This window comes from Labrenzia sp. THAF82 (assembly GCF_009363435.1).
GTDB lineage: Bacteria > Pseudomonadota > Alphaproteobacteria > Rhizobiales > Stappiaceae > Roseibium > Roseibium porphyridii.
This window is the reverse complement of record NZ_CP045354.1, coordinates 6,356,712-6,377,428: the sequence shown is the minus strand read 5'-3', so window position 1 is coordinate 6,377,428 and position 20,717 is coordinate 6,356,712. Positions and strand designations below refer to the sequence as shown.

The following is a 20,717-nucleotide window of genomic DNA, read 5'->3' as shown; positions in this document are numbered from 1 at the left end:
ATTTCGCCGCTTGCGATGCGCGCAGAGCAATGGCAGCATGCGCGCATGGTAGCTATTCGCAAAAGCAACGAGGAAGGCCACCGCCGGAAATTTCTGGTCGTGGTCGACGAAACGCCCGAAAGTGATCGGGCAATCGTTTATGCAGCCAAACGTGCGGCACGCACTGGGGGCGTGGTCACTCTGGTCTACATCATTGCACCGGGTGATTTTCAGCACTGGCTCGGCGTGGAAGACATTATGCGCGCGGAAGCTCAGGAAGAAGCGGAAGCCACCCTTGCCAAAGCCGCTGGGCGTGTTCGGTCAGTCGCACGTACCGAACCTGAAACCGTTGTTCGGGAAGGGGCAAAGGCTGAAGAAATCTTGGAGCTGATTGAAGCCGACGCCGATATCGCGATCCTGGTTTTGGCTGCCAGCACAGGGTCGGAAGGTCCGGGCCCGCTTGTGTCATCGATTGCAGGAAAGTCAGCGGGAACCTTTCCCATTCCGGTTACCATAGTGCCGGGGAACCTGGACGACGATTCCATTTCTGCCCTGGCTTGAGGCTTAGAGCGCTGGGCGGATTTTATGCCTGGAAACAGCAGCTCCCTCAGGACGTCTGCTTGACCGCGGCGTTCGAGTCCCTATCTAGTTTTTAACGGTTCCAAACTGCTACGATATGGTCTAAAAGAACTCATCGGTGTTTTGCGATATGGAGAGGCGCAGGACACCCGCTTAATTCGGGCGCGTTTCAGAAACGCAAGGACGACGATCATGTTCATTCAAACGGAAGCTACCCCCAATCCGGCCACGTTGAAATTCCTGCCGGGCAAGGTCGTTTTGCCAGAGGGCACATATGACTTCCGCTCAAGGGCAGATGCGGGCGCTTCGCCTCTGGCGGAAAAACTTTTTGATGTTCCCGGTGTTGTGGCTGTCTTCTTCGGTCACGACTTCGTCACGGTGACAAAGGACCAAACCGACTGGCAGCACATGAAGCCGGCGATCCTTGGTGTCATCATGGAACAATTCATGTCGGGCCAACCGGTCATGACGGCCGGCCAGGCAGAAGACACCGAAGAAGGTGAATTCTTCGAAGAAGGTGACACAGACACTGTCAAAACGATCAAGGAACTCCTTGAAACGCGCGTTCGTCCGGCCGTTGCTCAGGATGGTGGAGACATCACCTTCAAGGGATTCAAGGAAGGAATTGTCTATCTTTCCATGCGCGGCGCGTGCGCCGGCTGCCCTTCTTCAACGGCAACATTACAGCACGGTATCCAAAATCTGCTGCGCCACTTTGTTCCCGAGGTTGAGGAAGTTCGACCGATCTGAACGAAATTCTCTTTCGATTTCAACGGCCCGGCCTTATCGCCGGGCCGTTTTTATTTCCGACTCGCTTTCTTTGTGGAACGCAAGCCCCCCATTGGACTTAGGCCCAAAGCTTGGCTCGACATATCTCAGGTCACGCGGTAGTGGCATAAGCAGCGAGACTTATGGTTGATCCGGTATGCGCGTTCTAGCGATAGACACTGCCCTTGCAAATTGCGCGGCCGCTGTCCTTGATGACGGCGCTGATACCGCATGCTTTGAGGCATGTATGGAAGAAATCGGCCGTGGCCACGCAGAAGCATTGATGGACATGATTGGTGAGGTCATGGCCGAGACATCGACTGCATTTGCAGACCTGGACCGGGTCGTGGTGACTGTTGGTCCCGGCAGTTTTACAGGTCTTCGCGTTGGACTTTCCGTTGCTCGTGGTTTTGGGCTTGTGCTTGGAAAACCCGTTGTCGGGATCACGACCCTGGCCGCGATTGCGCGGGCAGCGGCACCTCAGGATGGCGGGGCGCCGATCCTGGTCGCACTGACCGGAAAGGGTGACGAAGTCTATTGTCAGGAGTTTGACGCAGACGGATTTCCTGCAGGTCAGGCGGCCGTGCGCTCCTTGCAGGATCTTGCAGGTGACTTGCCTGACCAAGTAAGGTTGGCGGGCTCGGCAGCTGACAAAATCGCCGATGGATTGGGATTGCCTCGTGAGCGTGTCTTGTCCGTGAGTGGATTTCCGGGTATCCGGGATGTTGCTGAGCTCGGGTTGACTGCGGATCCCGTCGTTTCGTCTCCTTCGCCGCTGTATTTGCGGCCCCCGGACGCAAAACCGCAAACCAGGGGAAGGATTGAGCGGCAATGAGTTTTTGGTGGTTCTGGACCCAGCCGCCGGTCGTTGAAGAGGCGCTGGACGAGGATCTGCCCAAGATTGCCGAGATTCACGCCGCATCTTTCGCACACAACTGGCACGCCGACGAATTCGGGCGGATGAAAGCGCAAGATGGTGTGACGATATTGGTTGCGCGCAGAGCCAGCCCTTATGGAACACGGGCGCCGCTTGGATTTGTTGTTCTGCGCACAGTTGCCGACGAAGCGGAAGTCATCACAATTGCGGTACAGCCCAGACAACGCGGCCGCGGCGTTGGAAAAAAGCTCATGGAAGCCTCCTTGTTCCGGCTTTACGCCGAGCGGTGCAGTCATCTGTTTCTGGAAGTGGATGCCGCGAATGAAGCCGCCCTGCTTCTCTATCGCGGGCTCGGTTTCAAAGAGGTCGGCAAGCGCAAGGGCTACTACAGTGAAAGCGGCGGCGACGGTACGGCGCTTGTCATGCGCATCGATCTTCGCTAAGCGCTGTAGCACGAAACTGCAATTGGACCTTAGGCGGCTTTTGATGACGGACGACCGGCAACCTACGCTCGCAGAGTTGTGCATAGCCAAGGGCATGCGCATGACGGAACAGCGGCGTGTCATTGCAATGGTCATCCAGGAAGCCTCTGAAGAACACCCGGACGTGGAAGAGCTCTATCGCAGGTCCGTCGCAATCGATCCGGGTATTTCCATCTCGACCGTCTATCGCACCGTAAAGCTGTTCGAAGATGCCGGCATGATCGAGCGGCATGATTTCCGCGATGGCCGATCACGCTATGAAACGGTTCCGGATGAACATCATGACCACCTGATCGATTTACGCTCCGGGCAGGTCATCGAGTTCCGGAACGAAGAAATCGAGGCCCTGCAGGAATTCATTGCAAAGAAGCTCGGCTACAAGCTGGTAGACCACAGGTTGGAACTCTATGGGGTTCCGCTGAGCGCTTCCAAGGACGACAAGGGCGATGGCTGAGATCAAGGCAGGCATCATCATTTTTCTTTTGACGGTCGTCTCGTTGGTCCTCATCCCATTGCAGTGGATTGCCATCAAATTCCGGCTGCCAGTGCAACGAAAACTGCCCGAAATCTGGCATCGCATTGCAACCCGGCTGGTAGGCATCAAGATCAAACAGATTGGTGAGCCTTCGATCGACCGGCCCATGCTGATCGCGGCCAACCATGTGTCCTGGGTGGATATCGCTGTTCTCGGATCGCTGATGCCGCTCTCCTTCATTGCGAAGTCTGAAGTGTCTGGCTGGCCGGTCTTCGGACTTCTGGCCAAGTTGCAACGCACGGTTTTCGTCAACAGAACGCGACGCTCCGAGACGGCTCAGGTCGCCGATGAGATTGCGGATCGGATGGCGCAAGGCGATGCAATGGTGCTCTTTGCTGAAGGTACGTCCAACGACGGTAACTGTGTGCTGCCTTTCCGGTCTGCTCTGCTTGGTGCGGCCACCAGAGCCGTCGGGTCTGATGAAGCGTCCAGGGTTTGGGTTCAACCACTTTCGGTGGCTTATCAGGGTTTTTATGGCCTTCCGATGGGCCGGGCACATCGACCTCACGTTGCCTGGTATGGCGATATGGAGCTGCCTGGTCACCTTTGGGGTATTTTTTCGCGTGGAGCGCTGGACGTGATCGTTCGCTGGGGAGACCCCGTTCTAGTCGACAAGGACACTGACCGGAAAGCGTTGACCCGAAAGCTTGAGCGGGATGTGAGGGCAATGACGATTGCCTCCTTGCTTCAAAAGCCGCTTGAAAGTGAACAAACAGATGATCTCGAGGCTTTCGAGTTCTTCTCAAATGCAGAAAAAACCGGTAAAGCTGGCGCCTGAATTTCTGGTGCACCTCGTTTTGAAAGAAAAGACGAGACTGATTTAAGCGAGAGGGAATGAAGTTCCCCCGCCAAAGGCACCGGCACTCATGACATGACGGCCTCGAAAAGATGGCCACGAGGAACGAATGACCAGCCGCCCGGACCTAGAAGCTGAAACGACCACATCTGCCGTACCCGCGTCAGAAAATACAGCGCCCGAAGAGTTGACCAACACCCGCAAGGTTTTCGTTCGCACCTACGGCTGTCAGATGAATGTCTATGACAGTGAGCGCATGACAGACGTGCTGGCACCGGAAGGGTTTAAGGCGACCGATGATATGGAAGATGCCGACCTCGTCATCCTGAACACCTGTCATATTCGTGAGAAGGCCGCAGAGAAGGTCTATTCCGAGCTCGGCCGGATCCGCAAGGTAAAGGAAGCAAGGTCTAAGTCAGGTAAGGAAATGATGGTCGGTGTCGCGGGCTGCGTGGCGCAGGCCGAAGGCGAAGAAATTTCCAGGCGCGCACCGATCGTTGATCTGGTTGTCGGGCCACAAAGCTACCATCAGCTTCCTGAACTGCTGTCGAAAGCCCGGCAGGGATCGAAAATCGTCGAGACCGAGTTCGACATCGACGCAAAGTTCAATCATCTGTCGGCAAATGCGGAAAAGCCGGTTCTGAAACGACCGCCTTCTGCCTTCCTGACAGTGCAGGAAGGGTGTGACAAATTCTGCACTTTCTGTGTTGTGCCCTATACGCGCGGCGCAGAAGTGTCCCGGTCTGTTGCGCAGATTGTCACGGAAGCCGAACGCATGGCGTCAGCCGGGGTTCGTGAAGTGACCTTGCTCGGGCAGAACGTAAATGCTTTTCACGGCGAAGCGCAGGACGGAACCACCTGGGGTCTGGGAAAGTTGCTGCGCCGCTTGTCGGAGATCGACGGCCTTGACCGGTTGCGTTACACCACGAGCCACCCGCGTGACATGGATGACGACCTGATTGATGCACACCGGGACCTGAAGACCTTGATGCCTTATTTGCATCTGCCGGTGCAGTCCGGCTCTGACAAGATCCTGAAATCGATGAACCGGCGTCACACACGCGACGACTATTTCCGCTTGATCGACAGGATTCGGGAAGCGACACCCGATATTGCGCTGTCCGGTGACTTTATAGTCGGGTTTCCAGGTGAGACGGACCAGGATTTTGAGGACACGATGGATCTGATCCGGCGCGTCGAATACGGCTCTGCGTTTTCATTCAAATACAGTCAGCGCCCTGGCACGCCCGGAGCGACGATGGACGACCAGGTGCCGGAAGATCTCAAGTCCGAGCGTCTTGCCCAATTGCAGGCACTTGTGAGCGAGCAGCAAAAAGCCTTTAACGCTTCCCGGCTTGGTATGACCTGCGATGTCCTTTTGGAAAAGAAAGGTCGAAATCCGGGGCAGCTTGTTGGCAAGTCTCCCTGGCTGCAGCCAGTTCAGCTGGACGCACCGGAAAGCCTGATTGGCAGTGTACAAGCGGTGGAAATCGTAGAGATCGGACCTAATTCGCTGTTCGGACGGCTGAATGCCGGGCAAGATGAACGAGACGATGCCGGCGCCATCCAGGCGAAAGCCGGTTGAGAACAGGAGACGTCATTTGACGCGCGACAGCCAATCTTCTTCCCGCAAGTCCACGGATCAATCTTCTTCCGCCGCCTCGGCCTCCGATATGACCCACATTGTCCTTGCTTTTGAAGACAACCGGCTGATCGGAGACCTGTTCGGGCAGTTTGACCAGAACCTTGCGCTGATCGAGCAGCGGCTCGGAATTGACGCCATTGCGCGCGGCAATCAGGTGACGCTGAAAGGGTCGCGTGCCGGATGCGCACAGGCACGCACCGCGCTTGAGGCGATGTATCAAAGATTGTTGCAGGGTCAGGAAATTCATCCAGGTGACGTGGACGGCGCCCTGCGTATGGCGGCGGCTGCCGAAGCACAATTGCCGTTGCCAACCTTGGAGCCGAAGTCGCGCCTGGCCTTTGCGCAGATCGCGACGCGCCGGAAAACAATTGTCGCTCGAACGCCAACCCAGGACGCCTATATTCGCGCCATGGATCGGGCGGATTTGATTTTCGGAACAGGTCCCGCCGGTACAGGCAAGACCTTTCTGGCTGTCGCATATGCGGCTGCCCTTCTGGAACGCGGCGACGTTGCTCGACTGATCCTTTCCCGCCCCGCCGTTGAGGCTGGCGAGCGTCTAGGCTTTTTGCCTGGCGAAATGAAGGACAAGGTCGATCCTTATCTGCGGCCGATCTATGATGCGCTTTACGAGATGATGCCTGCCGAAAAAGTGGATCGCGGGCTGCAGTCCGGTATGATCGAAGTTGCACCGCTCGCTTTCATGCGCGGCCGCACGTTGTCGAATGCCGTGGTATTGCTTGATGAAGCGCAGAACACCACGTCGATGCAGATGAAGATGTTCCTGACCCGACTGGGGGAAGGTTCCAAGATGATCGTGACAGGTGATCCAAGTCAGATCGATTTGCCTGCAGGTCAGAAATCAGGTCTGCGTGAGGCTCTGGGCCTTTTGACAGACATCGAGGCGGTTGCGCATATTCGTTTCAACGAGACCGATGTTGTTCGCCATGAGTTGGTCGGACGCATCGTCACCGCCTATGACAACGCCTCCCGAGAAGAATCTGTGGCACGTGAGCGCCGGTTCAACGAACGCAACCGCGACAATGGTCAGGATGGAGCTCCGCCAAGACCGCGTGAAGCCGCAGCGTCCTGAGAGCCGGGGCAAAGAATGTCGGGTAGCTTGCCGGAAGGGTTTCAAATCGATCTGTCGATCGAGGCGGTTGGTTGGTCAGATGAAACTCGCTTGGAAAAGATTGTCACGCGAGCGGTCGCAGCTGCATTTGCGGCGACGGACCTTGAGGTTCAGCGCGGATCTGAGGTGTCGCTTTTATTCACTGACGATGATGCGATCCGCAAATTGAACAGGGAATGGCGAGAAAAGGACAAGCCGACAAATGTGCTGTCATTTCCTGGCAGTGATCCGCAAGATGATGTTTATGGACCGCTTTTGGGCGATCTTGTATTTGCTTTTGAAACCATAACGCGCGAAGCAGAAGAACTGGGAATTGAATTTGACGATCACCTTTCCCATTTGACAGTTCACGGTTTGCTGCATCTTTTCGATTATGATCATCAGGAAAATGATGAGGCTGAACTGATGGAGAGCCTTGAGAAAACCATATTGGCCACTATAGGCATTGATGACCCTTACGCTGACAGGCCACTTGTGGCGGAAGGCAGTTAAATGGCATCATGTCATGTGGCGTTCTTGTATTGATGGATGATGGACGTAAGTGAACCTGAAAGTCCTGCAAGCGAGCCCAAGGCCGCTTCCTCAGGACAGTCCCCGGAAGGGGAAGACCCGCAAGAGATGAAGCCGCAGCGATCTGCGGCCTTTCTGGATAAGCTCAAACGCGTGTTGCGCTTGGGGCGACACTCTTCGAGCCTGCGCGAAAACCTTGAAGACGAACTCGCGCGCGAGGGCGGCGATGATGCAGCCTTTTCGCCGGAAGAACGTCTGCTTCTGGGAAATATTCTTCGCCTGAGAGAATTGCGGGTCGAGGACGCCATGATCCCGCGTGCGGATATCGACGCAGTTGATTTCGATACCAGCCTCAGTCGTGTCATGGAATTGTTTCAGACAAGTGGCCACTCCCGCATGCCAGTCTACGAAGACACGCTCGATGATCCGCGTGGCATGATCCACATAAAGGATGTCATGTCCTTTATCGCGGAGCGCGGTGCGCAAAACCGCCCTGCAACTACTGTGGAAAACGGTGAGGATGCAACCGAGACACAACCTGACAGCCTCAATGGCAGTGCCCGAAATGGTCACAACAGGCCGGATCTCGACCTGTCCAGTGTCGATCTGTCGGTTTCGCTGAAGGAAACGGATCTGTTGCGGGACCTCCTGTTTGTCCCACCCTCCATGCCGGCAACGGACCTGATGGCGAAAATGCAAGCCGGACGGATCCAGATGGCGTTGGTCATTGATGAGTATGGTGGCACGGACGGGCTGGTTTCATTGGAGGACCTCGTCGAAGAAGTGGTCGGTGACATTGAAGATGAGCATGATGAGGACGAAGAATCCATGCTCGCTCTCGAGGGGGAAGGCGTTTGGACCGCTGACCCGCGCCTACCACTGAAAGAACTGGATGAAGCTCTCGGTACGCGGCTGACCGGCGGTGAAATCTCTGAGGATGTCGATACCCTGGGCGGCCTGCTTTATGTCTCGATAGGACGGGTTCCTGTACGTGGCGAATTGCTGTTTGTGCCCAAAGAGGTCCCGGGTTTTGAATTCGAAGTGATGGACGCCGATCCCCGGAGGATCAAGCGTTTGAAGATCCGTCGCCGCCGGACCGAAATTCGGCCTCAGGAGCTTCGGCGGCGCAATAAACGGAGCGACCAGCCGACTTCGGAACAAGCCCAGGGCGAGGCAACCCAAAGCGCTTCTGAACGAGATCCGGCGAAAGAACCAGCACGCAAATCCGTCTCCGGCACGAGCGGTTGATGCGTCAGTGCTTCGATATCAGGCAATAAACCCTTGACCCTCCTGCCTGGAGCCGACAAAGCTCCAAGGCACTTCAAAGGGGATTAGGTTTCTGATGCATTGGTTGTCTCAACGGCTGTCCGCCCTGCCCAATTATTTTCTTTTGGCGTGGGGTTGGCAGCGATGGCTGTTGTGCATTGCCTGTGGAGCCCTTTCAGCTCTCGCGCTGCCTCCATACAATCTGCCGATTGTCCTCCTGGTTACATTCCCATGCCTGGTCTGGCTTCTGGATGGTGCCTTGGAGACGGTTCCCGGTGGGTCCCTGAGGCGCTTCCGAACCGGGTTTGGTTTGGGCTGGCTCTTCGGCTTCGGCTATTTTCTCGCTAGTCTTTGGTGGATTGGGGCAGCGTTTTTGGTCGAAGCCGAGCGTTTCGCCTGGCTGATGCCCTTTGCGGTTCTGGCGATGCCGATCGGTCTGGCGCTCTTCACCGGTATCGGAACAGCTCTTTCTGCGCTGTTCTGGAGCGACCGGTTCCGGCGCATTCTGCTTCTTGCTGCGTGTCTGACGTTGGCAGATTGGTTGCGGGGCCATGTTCTGACGGGGTTCCCCTGGAATGCTTTCGGATATGGATTTTCCGGGTCTTTGACACTGTCTCAGACAGCGAGCGTGATTGGAATTTATGGTTTGACGTTTTTGATTGTCGCCATCTTTTCCGCCCCAGCAGTCCTTGCAGATACCAAACCGTTGCGACAACGGATGTCGGTTGTCGGTCTTGCGGCGACAATGCTGTTTGTTATGGCCGGCTACGGAACATACAGGCTTCAGACGATTGAGACCAAGGCCTCCGACCTGGATGTGCGCGTCGTGCAGCCGTCTATTGACCAGCAGGACAAATGGCAGCCCGAATTCAGAGATCTCATTTTCCGGACATTTCTTGATATGACTGCTGCACCGCTCGGCGGCGATGCGCGCGTTGGGCAGGAGCGCGTCGTGATATGGCCGGAATCGGCGGTACCCTTTTTGCTGACGCAGGAACCGGGCGCAATGTTCCGGATCGCGCAAGTGCTCACGGACAACACCGAGCTTGTTTTGGGCGCCGTCCGCGCCGAGGCCGGACCACGGGGAACAGAATACTTCAACAGCGTTTATGTCGTCGACGGGGACGGGGCTGTGAAGGGCATCTACGATAAGGTCAGGCTCGTTCCCTTTGGTGAGTTCGTTCCCTTCAGATCCTTTCTGGAAAGTCTTGGCATTACCAATCTTGCCGGACTTCCGGGAGGGTTCAGCCCGGGTTATCAACGCCGACCGCTCAGTGTTTCTCAGGGTTCCAGGTTTCTACCTCTGATTTGCTATGAAGCAATCTTTCCGGGAAGTGTTTCAGGGGCTGAAGACGGCCCCGATTTTCTCTTGAATGTAACCAATGATGCCTGGTTTGGTCACACTCCTGGGCCTTATCAACATTTTGCTCAGGCAAGGTTTCGGGCGATCGAAACGGGGCTTCCGATGATTAGAGCCGCAAACACTGGGATTTCCGCCATTGTTGACGGCAAGGGTGAAGTCATTCGCAAGCTTGATATCTTCGAAAAGGGAGTGATAGACGGGCAGCTTCCGCAGAGGTTAGGCAAAACTCTCTATGGGGTATTTGGCGACTTGCCCGTGCTGATTATTTCAATCGCATTGGTAGTATTTGCGGGTATCTCACAATACAACCGCGACTCGCGTATAGATTGATAAAAATTGTTTGAGTTGAGTGAAGGAAGTGTGATACAACCGTGAAATAGCCGATTGAAGGCTGCTTCATGCACCAGTGTAAAGTTGCGGGCAAACTTCGATCCTCTGGGACCTTGTGGGAGGACTTGAGAGGAGCTGTTGCAAACGAAAACGAGCGGACATTCACCGCGAGAAGAAGAAAGAGTGACGCATATGCCCAGTAAGAAGTCTCCAAATCCGATTGATATTCACGTAGGAAGCCGAGTTCGACTCAGGCGGATGATGCTGGGTATGAGTCAGGAAAAACTGGGTGAGAGCCTCGGCATCACCTTCCAGCAGATTCAGAAATACGAAAAAGGTACCAACCGGATTGGTGCAAGCCGGTTGCAGCATATTGCGACAGTTTTGAAAGTGCCGGTGTCCTTCTTCTTCGAAGATGCTCCCGGAACACCTGAAGAGGCCGAAGGCTTTGGCGAAACACAGCCAACTTCCTATGTCGTCGACTTTCTGTCGTCCTCGGAAGGCCTGTCTTTGAACAAAGCCTTCGTAAGGATTGAAGACCCAAAAGTGCGTCGTCGAATTGTCGATCTGGTCCGTTCACTGGCCGGTGACGACTAACAAAATTCGACCGCGAGCTTGACGTGGCGAAAAACTTCTAAGATTGATGCACTCGAAGCGGCGATGTCATTCGCCGCTTCAGTCATATTCATTCCCAGAAGGACGATCGCCAATGGCACGTCAGAATTACCTGTTTACATCTGAATCCGTGTCCGAAGGGCATCCGGACAAAGTATGCGACCGCATCTCCGATGCCGTCGTCGATGCCTACCTCAGAGAAATGCCGGAAGCACGCGTTGCCTGTGAAACGCTTGCCACGACGAACCGGATTGTGATCGCAGGTGAGACCCGCGGCCCGGCAAGCATTACCGGCGACTATCTGGCGCATCTTGCCCGCATGGCGGTTAAAGACATCGGCTATGAGCAAGATGGCTTCCATTGGGAAAACTGCGACATCGCAGTGCACCTGCATGCTCAGTCCGCACATATCGCACAAGGTGTGGATGCTGGCGGCAACAAGGATGAGGGCGCCGGCGACCAAGGCATCATGTTTGGTTATGCCTGCCGTGAAACTGCCGAGCTGATGCCTGCACCAATCCTTTATTCGCACAGGATCCTTCAGCTGCTTGCCGACGCGCGCAAGTCCGGCAAAGAGCCGGCACTTGGACCAGATGCGAAAAGCCAGGTCACCGTTCGCTACGAAAACGGCAAACCTGTTGCTGCAACGTCAATCGTTCTGTCGACGCAGCATCTCGACCCGGCTCTGACGTCGGAAGATGTGAAGGCGATTGTTGAACCTTACATTCGTCAGGCGTTGCCGGATGGATGGATTTCGGGCGAAACCGTTTGGCACGTGAACCCGACTGGCGCTTTTGTAATCGGTGGTCCGGACGGTGATGCCGGTTTGACAGGCCGCAAGATTATCGTCGACACGTATGGCGGTGCTGCACCACATGGTGGCGGTGCTTTCTCCGGCAAGGACCCAACCAAGGTTGACCGTTCCGCCGCCTATGCCGCGCGCTACCTGGCCAAGAACGTCATCGCTGCTGATCTTGCAGATCGCTGCACCATTCAGCTGTCCTATGCGATCGGCGTTTCCGATCCGCTGTCGGTCTATGTCGATCTTCACGGCACGGGCAATTGCGATGAGGCGAAACTGGAAGCAGCGCTTCGTGATGTGATGGGTTTGAGCCCGCGCGGCATTCGGGAGCACCTGAAGCTCAACAATCCGATTTACGAGCGGACCGCAGCTTATGGCCATTTTGGCCGCGAGCCGGACGCTGACGGTGGCTTCACTTGGGAAAAGACAGATCTGGTTGATCAGCTTCGCCCGCTCGCGGGATAAGCGCAGACCAGCTGACAAGGCAAAGAAGGAGGTCGCCGGTGAACTGCCGGCGATCTGCGTTTTAACAGAATGACTGAACGCTACGAAGGCTCCTTTTTCGGTCGGCGCAAAGGCAAGCCACTCAGCCCGCGTCGTGAAGACCTCATGGCCCGGGAACTGCCACGACTGACTGTTGATTTGACCGGTCCGGCGCCCGAGGATCTCAAAAGCCTCTTCGAAGCCGACATCGACAGGATTTGTCTCGAGGTTGGATTTGGTGGTGGAGAGCATTTGCTTCATCGCGCACGCACGGAGCCGCAAACAGGCTTCATAGGCATTGAGCCGTTTGTCGGCAGTATGGCCAAGGCGGTTGCTGCCGTGGTCGACGAGAAGTTGAAAAATGTGAAGCTCTATGATGACGACGCCGTCAATGTGCTCGACTGGTTGCCACCCGCTTCGCTGGATCTTGCTTACCAGCTTTATCCCGATCCATGGCCGAAGGTGCGTCACTGGAAACGCCGTTTCATCAATGAGCAGAACCTGAACCGCTACGCCCGCGCTCTCAAGCGGGGTGCAGAATTCCGGTTTGCCAGCGACATCGATACCTATATCGACTGGACGCTGCGGCATTGCCGCGACCATCCGAAGTTTGAATGGACGGCTGCAACGTCAAGCGACTGGAAGCAACCCTGGCAAGGTTGGCCAGGTACACGCTATGAGGACAAGGCCATTCGCGAAGGCCGTGTGGGAAGGTATCTGACCTTTCGCAGGATCTGACGCATTCACTGCATTGAAAGCGCAAAAGTCTTTGTCGCTCCAACTTCTTTGATGAATTTGGTCGGGCCTCTTGCGTTTACAATGGCTTTGGCGTTATACAGCCGGTGTTTCACCTCAAACGGCTTATCTGAGCACTTTGAGAGTGGGCCCGCCGGGGACCCGCTCTTTTTTGCTTAACTAGCGCCGGAAACCAACGAATTCGAGCAGGATTGCCCTATGTAAATCGACGATCAGGTGCATCTGATGCTCAAAAGCAGGCAACTGCTTCTTAAGGAGCCAAGTGTGAGCACACACGAACCGAGAATTGTAACGGAACAGGGCCTGGATGCTCGTGTTGCCGCAATTGTTGAGCCGGTCATTGAAGACCTCGGCTATCGTCTGGTGCGCACCAAGATCAGCGCCGCCAATGGCTGCACATTGCAGATCATGGCAGAGCGCCCAGACGGCACCATGACGGTCGAAGATTGCGAAACCATCAGCCGCGCTGTTTCGCCGGCGCTTGATGTTGAGGACCCAATCAACCGGGCCTATCACCTTGAAGTTTCCTCTCCGGGCATCGACCGACCCTTGGTGCGGGCGGAAGACTTCAACCGTTGGGCGGGACACGAACTCAAAATCGAAATGACAGTCATGCAGGAAGGCCGCAAGCGGTTCCGCGGACTGCTCTTGGGCGCGCAGGACGGCGCGGCTCAGATCCGTTTGCCCGATGCGGCCGATGGCGAAAAGGACACCGTTGATCTGCCGCTTGAAGATATTGGCGAAGCGAAACTGGTGCTCACCGACGATTTGATTACAGCTGCTCTGCAAGCGGAAAAGGCGGCATTGGCCGCCCGGAACCAGACTGAAGAGCTGGCACAGGACAACACGCCCAGCTGAGCCGAATGCTCAGAGGCCAAAGACAAACGCGCCGGATACGAGACAGGACCTACCCTGGCGCAAGAGGAGTGAAAAATGGCAATCAGCGCGAACCGGCTGGAACTGCTGCAAATTGCTGACGCGGTCGCTCGGGAAAAATCGATCGACCGGATGATCGTCATCAACGCAATGGAAGACGCAATTCAGAAGGCGGCACGCTCGCGCTACGGGACTGAAACGGAAGTTCGGGCTGAGATCAATCCGAAGACCGGCGAAATCCGTTTGCAGCGTCTTCTGCAGGTTGTTGAGGCGGTTGAAAACGTCTCCACCGAGATTGCGCTAACCGATGCACAGGCCAGAAACCCGGAAGCCAATCTCGGCGATTTTATTGCCGAGCCGTTGCCGCCGCTTGATTTCGGCCGGATCGCAGCCCAGTCCGCCAAACAGGTAATTGTTCAGAAGGTTCGCGAAGCTGAGCGCGACCGCCAGTATGACGAGTTCAAGGACCGCGTTGGAGAAGTCATCAACGGGGTCGTCAAACGGGCGGAATACGGCAACGTTATTGTGGATCTGGGACGTGGCGAAGGCATTGTTCGTCGTGACGAGTTGATCCCGCGTGAAATCTTCCGCACTGGTGACCGCATTCGCGCGTTTATCTATGACGTTCGCCGCGAGCAGCGCGGGCCGCAGATTTTCCTGTCGCGCACGCATCCGCAGTTCATGGCAAAGCTGTTTGCACAGGAAGTACCGGAAATCTATGACGGAGTGATCGAAATCAAGTCCGTTGCGCGCGATCCCGGGTCCCGTGCGAAGATTGCCGTGATTTCCAAGGATTCGTCCATTGACCCGGTCGGCGCTTGCGTCGGCATGCGCGGCAGCCGCGTGCAAGCGGTTGTCGGCGAGTTGCAAGGCGAAAAAATCGACATCATTCCGTGGAATGATGAAGCAGCGACATTCATCGTCAACGCTCTTCAGCCTGCTGAAGTCGCGAAAGTTGTTCTCGATGAAGACGCCGAACGCATTGAAGTTGTGGTCCCTGATGACCAATTGTCTCTTGCGATCGGTCGCCGTGGCCAAAACGTGCGGCTTGCATCTCAACTGACCGGTTGGGCCATCGACATCATGACGGAGCAGGAAGAAAGCGACCGTCGTCAGAAAGAATTCCTGGAACGCTCACAGCTGTTCATGGAAGCGCTCAATGTTGATGAGATGGTCGGTCAGCTGCTTGCAACTGAAGGCTTTACGTCGGTTGAAGAAGTCGCCTATGTGGAAATTGAAGAAATTTCCATGATCGAAGGCTTCGACGACGATACCGCCGTTGAAATTCAGGCGCGTGCCCGTGATTATCTCGGCGAACTGGAAGCCAAGCAGGACGAAGAACGTATCGCACTCGGTGTTTCTGATGAGTTGCGCTCGATTGATGGCCTGACAACAGCTATGCTGGTGGCTCTCGGTAAGGACGATATCAAGACCATCGAGGACTTTGCAGGTTGTGCTGCTGACGACCTGGTTGGTTGGACCGAACGCAAGGATGGTGAGACCAAGCGTTTCGAAGGTGCCCTTTCCGACTTCGACGTCTCTCGCGCCGATGCAGAAAACATGGTGATGTCCGCTCGTCTCGCGGCAGGCTGGATCACTGAAGAAGAGCTTGCGGCACAGGCAGCCGAAGCCGAAGAAGTCGAAGAAGAAGTTGTCGAAGCTGTTGAAGCGCCGGCAGAAGAAGCCCCGGCCGGTGCGATCCTGAACGGGTAAGGCAAAGGGACAGGCTCGGACGGAGTTGCTTGTGGTCAACGGACCGCTTCTGCATCGCTCCAGCTCCGGTGAAGACGTGAAAGGGTCGGTCTGAACGGTTTTGTAAAGACCGAAAACACGGCCGACCTGAAGGAGTGGCCCTGAAGGAGTGGCAAGGTGCCCAGGAAGAATGAGCCGACCGAACGGCAATGCGCCGTCACCCGGGAGGTTCAGCCGATCAGCTCGCTGATCCGGTTCGTGCTTGATCCCGGTGGCCGGGTTGTACCGGATCTGAAGCGGGTGCTTCCCGGGCGTGGTGTTTGGGTAACGGCTTCGAACGAAATTGTTGCCGTTGCCGAAAAAGACCGGAAGAAGGTTTTCGGCAGGGGGTTTAAAGGTGAAGCCCGTGTCGAACCGGGACTGGCGGATCTTGTTGATGGGCTCATGGAACGATCTGCGTTGCAGGCATTGTCCATGGCTCGCAAGGCCGGTGAACTGGTGACCGGATTTGCAAAGGTTGAAGCGGTTCTGCGGCGGGATCCCGTCATAGGGCTTATCCACGCCTCGGACGCTGCAGATGACGGGGTGCGGAAGCTGGCAGCAGTGGCTGCCGGCCAAGAGGAACTGGCAAACGGATGCCAAATCGTCCGTTTGTTCGATTCGGACCAATTGGATTTGGCATTGGGCCGGTCAAATGTGATACATGCTGCACTGCTTGACGGGCAGGCGAGCGAAAACTTCCTGGCGCGGGTGCGCGAATTGGAGAGTTTTCGAGCACCAACCGCGGTTGGCAGCGAAACGAGCAACGCTTGACAGGGCAGTTGCGCAGGACTGAAGGCAATATGAGCGATACGAAGAATCCAGGCGACAAGACAATCAGCGTTGAGCGTGGCAAGACGCTTGGCCTCAAGCGCGGGGGTGGCGACCAGGGAACTGTTCGGCAGTCCTTTTCGCATGGCCGGTCCAAAGCCGTCGTCGTGGAAAAGAAAAAGCGTCGTGTTGTGATCCCAGGCCAGGAGCCTAAGCCGGAAGCTCCGGCACCGGCAACGCAACGCCTTGAGAAATCGGGTGAAGAGCCACGCAAGCCGCAGCAGCCTGATCCTCAGGCTGCAAAGCAGGCCCGGCGCTCAGCGTCCGGTCAGCGCCAGAAAGGCAACGGCAACGTTCTGCGGACCTTGACCAAGGAAGAAGCAGCTGCACGTGCAGCGGCTCTCCAGATGGCGAAGGTGCGCGACGAGGAAGACCGCATTCGGCGCGAGGAAGACGAAAAACGCAGGGCTGCAGAAGCCGCCAAGCGTCAGGCGGAAGAAGAAGCGCGTGCAAGCGCCGAAGCTGAAGAGCGTGCCAAGCAGGAGGCGGAAGCCGCCCGTGTGGCCGCTGAGAAGGCCAAGGAAGCGCCTGCAGTCGAAGAAGCCAAGCCCGAAGCGGCTGCTGCTCCGGCAAGTGAAGCGCCCGCCCAGGCAAGAAAACCTGCCGGCCGCAAGCCGTCGCATGCCGATGGCGGCAGACCGCCAAGCCTTGATGACATGGGCAAGCGCAAAGAAGCCCCTGCGGCACGTCCCAAGCCTGCCCGTGAGGCAAGCGAAGACGACAGCCGGAACAACAACAAGGGTCTTCGTGCAGTCAAGCGGCCCAAGCAGGCTCCGACACCGACGACGCGTCCGCGTGCTGGTGAAGACCGCCGCCGGTCCAAGCTCACGATTTCTGCGGCAACAGGAGGTGACGATGGTCAGCGGGCACGTTCGCTGGCATCGATGCGCCGCCGCCAGGAAAAGGCGAAGCGTGGCCAGCAGCAGGTGGTTCGCGAGAAGATCTCGCGGGAAGTCACTGTGCCTGAAGCCATCACCATCCAGGAACTTGCCAACCGTATGGCTGAGCGTGCAGTGGATGTGATCAAGCTTCTGATGAAGCAGGGCCAGATGCTGAAGATCAACGATGTGATCGATGCTGACACGGCTGAACTGATCGCCGAGGAAATGGGCCACACGGTCAAGCGTGTGTCAGAAGCCGACGTGGAAGAAGGCCTGTTCACCCAGGAAGACGATGCGGCGACGCTTCAGCAGCGCCCACCGGTTGTCACCATCATGGGCCACGTTGACCACGGTAAGACGTCGCTGCTTGATGCCATCCGCAAGTCCAAGGTCGTTACCGGGGAAGCAGGGGGTATCACACAGCATATCGGCGCTTACCAGGTCGATCAGGATGGTCAGAAGATCACGTTCATCGATACGCCTGGTCACGCTGCGTTCTCGCAGATGCGTGCCCGCGGTGCGAAGTCGACGGATATCGTGATCCTGGTTGTGGCCGCCGACGACGGTGTCATGCCGCAGACCAAGGAAGCGATTGCGCACGCCAAAGCCGCAGACGCACCTATCATCATTGCGATCAACAAGATCGACAAGGAGGGCGCTGATCCGAACCGGGTTCGTACCGAGCTCTTGAGTGAAGAGCTGGTGACGGAATCCATGGGCGGTGACGTGATCGATGTCGAAGTTTCTGCGCTCAACGGGACCAACCTCGACAAGCTGCTTGAAATGATCCTGCTGCAGTCGGAAGTCCTGGAATTGCAGGCCAATCCGGATCGTACTGCTGAAGGCATTGTTATCGAAGCGCAGCTCGATCGTGGCCGTGGACCGGTTGCAACCGTTCTGGTTCAGAAGGGTACGCTCAAACCCGGTGACATCCTTGTGGCTGGTGCCGAATGGGGCCGGGTCCGTGCGATGCTCGACGAGAATGGCAAGCAGGTAAAGGAAGCAGGCCCCGCCAAACCGGTGGAAGTTCTGGGTTTCCAGGGCACGCCGGCTGCTGGTGACATGGTTGCCGTTGTCGAAAACGAAGCCCGTGCTCGCGAAATCACTGACTATCGTCAGCGTCAGATTCGTGAAAAAGCCTCTGTGGTTGCGTCCGCTGCTCGCGGCTCGCTCGAACAGATGATGATGAGTGCACAGAACACCGGCAAGAAGGAATTCCCGCTGGTTCTCAAGGCGGACGTTCAGGGCTCTGCCGAGGCGATTGTTCATGCGCTCAACGAGCTGGGCACTGATGAAGTTGGTGCAAGGATTCTTCTGTCAGGCGTCGGTGGCATCACCGAAAGCGACATCACGCTGGCAGCGGCATCCAAGGCTCCCATCATTGGCTTCAATGTACGTGCCAACAAGCAGGCTCGCGAAGCTGCCTCGCGCGATGGCATCGAGATCCGTTACTACAATGTGATCTATGACCTGGTCGATGACATCAAGGCTGCCATGTCCGGTCTCTTGTCGCCGGAGCGCCGCGAGACGTTCCTCGGCAATGCGGAGATCAAGGAAATCTTCCACATCTCCAAGGTTGGCAAGGTTGCGGGCTGTCTGGTTACCGAAGGCGTGGTCGAGCGTGGCGCAAATGTCCGTCTCATCCGCGACGACGTGGTTATCCACGAAGGCGAATTGGGCACGCTCAAGCGCTTCAAGGATGAGGTCAAATCGGTCGAGTCCGGTCAGGAATGCGGCATGAACTTCGTCAAGTATCAGGACATGCGTCCGGGCGATGTTATCGAATGTTTCCGGGTTGAGCAGATCGCACGCACGCTCTGAGAGTCGGAAACGTCTAAAATTTTCTGGGCGACATTGGCGCTTGCCGATTGTGAGTTCGGAAGTCGGACAAAAGAGCGCGCGAAAGCGCGCTCTTTTCAATTGAGCGCGTGAACCGCGCAGGATATGCGACAGGTCCTGGAACATCGTGCGGCATTCAAGCGCAAACCGGGAAGACTGGCGGATAGGACCAGAACAATGGCAAAGCAACACAGACAGGACAGCAGGGGCCCATCGCAGCGTCAATTGCGCGTAGGCGAAACGGTTCGCAAGGAACTGTCAGACATCCTCACGCGTGGTGAATTTTCAGATCCGGAGTTGGACGGTGTAATCGTCACGATTCCGGAAGTTCGCATGACGCCCGATCTGCGCTTGGCAACCTGCCTGGTGATGCCGCTCGGTGGAAAGAATGCCGAAAATGTCGAAAAGGCACTCAACCGCAGTGCGAAGTATCTTCGTGGACAGGTTTCTCGCAGGCTGACCATGAAATACATGCCCGATTTGCGCTTTGTGCTCGACACCCGGTTTGATGATGACGACCGCATCGGGTCACTTCTTCATTCTCCGGACGTTGCCCGGGACCTGGACGACGAAAGCAACTAGATACCGACAGTCTTTGGTCACGACGGAAGCTCTTCAAGGCTCGGGCATGCTCGGACCGACGGGTGCTCATGGGGCTTTGACGTTTTTCTATGACAGAGCAAAAAATGGCACGGCAAAAACAAGTCAAAAGAAAAAAGAATGCCATCAATGGCTGGCTGGTCCTGGACAAGCCCTACGGCATCACCTCCAACGAGGCGCTGGGTAAGATAAAACGCATCTTCTCGCCGCAAAAAGTGGGTCACGCAGGCACTTTGGATCCAAGGGCTTCCGGTCTATTGCCCGTTGCGTTTGGTGAAGCCACGAAGACGGTTCCATTTGTGATGGATGGCCGCAAGGTCTATCGATTTGAAGTGACCTGGGGCGCTGAAACCGACACTGACGATACCGAAGGCGAGGTTATTGCCTCATCTGACGTTCGGCCGACCGAGGATGCGATTGCTGCTGTCCTTAGCGAATTTACCGGAACGATCATGCAGGTCCCACCTAAATTCTCGGCAATCAAGGTGGCCGGTGAACGGGCCTATGATCTGGCGCGTGAAGGTGAGGCTGTCGCGTTGGAGGCACGACCGATTGATGTTCACCGTCTCGATCTTGTCAGCTGCCGGGATGATAACCGCGCAATTTTCGAGGCTGAGTGTGGCAAAGGAACCTATGTACGCGCGCTCGCAAGGGATCTTGGCCGCAGGCTGGGCACGCGTGGGCATGTCACGGAATTGCGCCGGTTGCTTGTCGGCCCCTTTGGGGAAGGCGATCTGATCAAGTTCGACGAGATCCTGGAAGCGGCCGAGGATTTGCAAGACAGCGAAGATGTTCAGGAACTTGTCGCGGAATTTGTTCTGCCGGTCCGCGACGCAATGGATGAACTGGTTGAGGTCTCGGTCTCACTCGACGATGCAGCGAAGATCCGCAAAGGAATGGCAATTATCCTGCGCGGCCGGGACGCTCCGCTGAACACGGACGTTGCCTTTGCCAGCCTCGCTGACGTGCCCGTCGCGATCGGCACGATTGAAAAAGGCCGTTTTCAGCCGACCCGTGTGTTTCATTTGTGATCCCTTGAACGGA

The 20,717-nt window shown here is 56.4% G+C and carries 20 protein-coding genes; all 20 read left to right on the top strand.

Going from position 1 to position 20,717, the window contains the following annotated elements:
- The first annotated feature begins 45 nt into the window (after positions 1 to 45).
- Positions 46 to 540: a universal stress protein gene (locus FIV00_RS29380; protein WP_152504023.1), complete on the top strand. Its 495-nt coding sequence runs from the start codon at positions 46 to 48 to the stop codon at positions 538 to 540.
- Between the two features lie 210 nt (positions 541 to 750).
- Positions 751 to 1,308, top strand: coding sequence for a NifU family protein (locus FIV00_RS29375; protein WP_152504022.1), 558 nt, complete (start codon positions 751 to 753; stop codon positions 1,306 to 1,308).
- A gap of 175 nt (positions 1,309 to 1,483) precedes the next feature.
- Entirely contained in the window at positions 1,484 to 2,161 is a 678-nt protein-coding gene (gene tsaB, locus FIV00_RS29370; protein WP_152504021.1) for a tRNA (adenosine(37)-N6)-threonylcarbamoyltransferase complex dimerization subunit type 1 TsaB, read from the top strand.
- A complete protein-coding gene (rimI, locus tag FIV00_RS29365) occupies positions 2,158 to 2,646 on the top strand; it encodes a ribosomal protein S18-alanine N-acetyltransferase (RefSeq protein WP_152504020.1) in 489 nt (162 codons plus the stop codon). The genes tsaB and rimI overlap by 4 nt, the downstream gene beginning before the upstream one ends.
- 43 nt (positions 2,647 to 2,689) lie before the next feature.
- The gene (locus FIV00_RS29360) at positions 2,690 to 3,139 is read left to right on the top strand and encodes a Fur family transcriptional regulator (protein ID WP_152504019.1); all 450 of its coding nucleotides are present in this window, start codon (positions 2,690 to 2,692) and stop codon (positions 3,137 to 3,139) included.
- Positions 3,132 to 3,998 (top strand): 1-acyl-sn-glycerol-3-phosphate acyltransferase, encoded by an 867-nt coding sequence (locus FIV00_RS29355; protein WP_152504018.1) that lies wholly within the window; start codon positions 3,132 to 3,134, stop codon positions 3,996 to 3,998. Before FIV00_RS29360 ends, FIV00_RS29355 begins: the two co-directional genes overlap by 8 nt.
- Before the next feature lie 127 nt (positions 3,999 to 4,125).
- Positions 4,126 to 5,601, top strand: a complete 1,476-nt coding sequence (gene miaB, locus FIV00_RS29350; RefSeq protein WP_152504017.1) for a tRNA (N6-isopentenyl adenosine(37)-C2)-methylthiotransferase MiaB — start codon at positions 4,126 to 4,128, stop codon at positions 5,599 to 5,601.
- A complete protein-coding gene (locus FIV00_RS29345) occupies positions 5,570 to 6,751 on the top strand; it encodes a PhoH family protein (RefSeq protein ID WP_209007121.1) in 1,182 nt (393 codons plus the stop codon). The genes miaB and FIV00_RS29345 overlap by 32 nt, the downstream gene beginning before the upstream one ends.
- A gap of 15 nt (positions 6,752 to 6,766) precedes the next feature.
- On the top strand, positions 6,767 to 7,282 hold the full coding sequence (gene ybeY / locus FIV00_RS29340) for an rRNA maturation RNase YbeY (RefSeq protein WP_152504016.1): 516 nt from the start codon (positions 6,767 to 6,769) through the stop codon (positions 7,280 to 7,282).
- 36 nt (positions 7,283 to 7,318) lie between these two features.
- Positions 7,319 to 8,548, top strand: coding sequence for a CBS domain-containing protein (locus FIV00_RS29335; RefSeq protein ID WP_152504015.1), 1,230 nt, complete (start codon positions 7,319 to 7,321; stop codon positions 8,546 to 8,548).
- A 94-nt stretch (positions 8,549 to 8,642) separates the two neighbouring features.
- Complete coding sequence (gene lnt, locus FIV00_RS29330) at positions 8,643 to 10,259, top strand: apolipoprotein N-acyltransferase (protein ID WP_173006208.1); 1,617 nt, start codon at positions 8,643 to 8,645, stop codon at positions 10,257 to 10,259.
- Positions 10,260 to 10,451: 192 nt separating this feature from the next.
- Positions 10,452 to 10,856, top strand: coding sequence for a helix-turn-helix domain-containing protein (locus FIV00_RS29325; protein WP_023014432.1), 405 nt, complete (start codon positions 10,452 to 10,454; stop codon positions 10,854 to 10,856).
- A 112-nt stretch (positions 10,857 to 10,968) separates the two neighbouring features.
- On the top strand, positions 10,969 to 12,141 hold the full coding sequence (gene metK / locus FIV00_RS29320; RefSeq protein WP_152504014.1) for a methionine adenosyltransferase: 1,173 nt from the start codon (positions 10,969 to 10,971) through the stop codon (positions 12,139 to 12,141).
- A gap of 69 nt (positions 12,142 to 12,210) precedes the next feature.
- A complete protein-coding gene (locus FIV00_RS29315; protein WP_152504013.1) occupies positions 12,211 to 12,897 on the top strand; it encodes a tRNA (guanosine(46)-N(7))-methyltransferase TrmB in 687 nt (228 codons plus the stop codon).
- 282 nt (positions 12,898 to 13,179) lie between these two features.
- Positions 13,180 to 13,773, top strand: a complete 594-nt coding sequence (gene rimP, locus FIV00_RS29310) for a ribosome maturation factor RimP (RefSeq protein ID WP_152504012.1) — start codon at positions 13,180 to 13,182, stop codon at positions 13,771 to 13,773.
- Between the two features lie 75 nt (positions 13,774 to 13,848).
- On the top strand, positions 13,849 to 15,504 hold the full coding sequence (gene nusA / locus FIV00_RS29305; RefSeq protein ID WP_152504011.1) for a transcription termination factor NusA: 1,656 nt from the start codon (positions 13,849 to 13,851) through the stop codon (positions 15,502 to 15,504).
- Positions 15,505 to 15,660: 156 nt separating this feature from the next.
- Complete coding sequence (locus FIV00_RS29300) at positions 15,661 to 16,296, top strand: RNA-binding protein (protein WP_152504010.1); 636 nt, start codon at positions 15,661 to 15,663, stop codon at positions 16,294 to 16,296.
- A 29-nt stretch (positions 16,297 to 16,325) separates the two neighbouring features.
- Entirely contained in the window at positions 16,326 to 19,055 is a 2,730-nt protein-coding gene (gene infB, locus FIV00_RS29295; RefSeq protein WP_247649312.1) for a translation initiation factor IF-2, read from the top strand.
- A 195-nt stretch (positions 19,056 to 19,250) separates the two neighbouring features.
- Entirely contained in the window at positions 19,251 to 19,655 is a 405-nt protein-coding gene (rbfA, locus tag FIV00_RS29290; RefSeq protein ID WP_152504008.1) for a 30S ribosome-binding factor RbfA, read from the top strand.
- 104 nt (positions 19,656 to 19,759) lie between these two features.
- A complete protein-coding gene (gene truB, locus FIV00_RS29285; RefSeq protein ID WP_152504007.1) occupies positions 19,760 to 20,704 on the top strand; it encodes a tRNA pseudouridine(55) synthase TruB in 945 nt (314 codons plus the stop codon).
- Positions 20,705 to 20,717: the final 13 nt, after the last annotated feature.

What these genes read in the sequence shown, in the direction of transcription:
- tsaB (WP_152504021.1), top strand. Translation starts at nt 1,484, where the DNA reads ATGCGCGTTCTAGCGATAGACACTGCCCTTGCAAATTGCGCGGCCGCT.
- ybeY (WP_152504016.1), top strand. Translation starts at nt 6,767, where the DNA reads ATGTCGGGTAGCTTGCCGGAAGGGTTTCAAATCGATCTGTCGATCGAG.
- truB (WP_152504007.1), top strand. Translation starts at nt 19,760, where the DNA reads ATGGCACGGCAAAAACAAGTCAAAAGAAAAAAGAATGCCATCAATGGC.
- FIV00_RS29335 (WP_152504015.1), top strand. Translation starts at nt 7,319, where the DNA reads ATGATGGACGTAAGTGAACCTGAAAGTCCTGCAAGCGAGCCCAAGGCC.
- rimI (WP_152504020.1), top strand. Translation starts at nt 2,158, where the DNA reads ATGAGTTTTTGGTGGTTCTGGACCCAGCCGCCGGTCGTTGAAGAGGCG.
- FIV00_RS29375 (WP_152504022.1), top strand. Translation starts at nt 751, where the DNA reads ATGTTCATTCAAACGGAAGCTACCCCCAATCCGGCCACGTTGAAATTC.
- FIV00_RS29355 (WP_152504018.1), top strand. Translation starts at nt 3,132, where the DNA reads ATGGCTGAGATCAAGGCAGGCATCATCATTTTTCTTTTGACGGTCGTC.
- infB (WP_247649312.1), top strand. Translation starts at nt 16,326, where the DNA reads ATGAGCGATACGAAGAATCCAGGCGACAAGACAATCAGCGTTGAGCGT.
- rbfA (WP_152504008.1), top strand. Translation starts at nt 19,251, where the DNA reads ATGGCAAAGCAACACAGACAGGACAGCAGGGGCCCATCGCAGCGTCAA.
- FIV00_RS29315 (WP_152504013.1), top strand. Translation starts at nt 12,211, where the DNA reads ATGACTGAACGCTACGAAGGCTCCTTTTTCGGTCGGCGCAAAGGCAAG.
- FIV00_RS29345 (WP_209007121.1), top strand. Translation starts at nt 5,570, where the DNA reads ATGCCGGCGCCATCCAGGCGAAAGCCGGTTGAGAACAGGAGACGTCAT.
- miaB (WP_152504017.1), top strand. Translation starts at nt 4,126, where the DNA reads ATGACCAGCCGCCCGGACCTAGAAGCTGAAACGACCACATCTGCCGTA.
- FIV00_RS29325 (WP_023014432.1), top strand. Translation starts at nt 10,452, where the DNA reads ATGCCCAGTAAGAAGTCTCCAAATCCGATTGATATTCACGTAGGAAGC.
- lnt (WP_173006208.1), top strand. Translation starts at nt 8,643, where the DNA reads ATGCATTGGTTGTCTCAACGGCTGTCCGCCCTGCCCAATTATTTTCTT.
- FIV00_RS29380 (WP_152504023.1), top strand. Translation starts at nt 46, where the DNA reads ATGGTAGCTATTCGCAAAAGCAACGAGGAAGGCCACCGCCGGAAATTT.
- nusA (WP_152504011.1), top strand. Translation starts at nt 13,849, where the DNA reads ATGGCAATCAGCGCGAACCGGCTGGAACTGCTGCAAATTGCTGACGCG.
- metK (WP_152504014.1), top strand. Translation starts at nt 10,969, where the DNA reads ATGGCACGTCAGAATTACCTGTTTACATCTGAATCCGTGTCCGAAGGG.
- FIV00_RS29360 (WP_152504019.1), top strand. Translation starts at nt 2,690, where the DNA reads ATGACGGACGACCGGCAACCTACGCTCGCAGAGTTGTGCATAGCCAAG.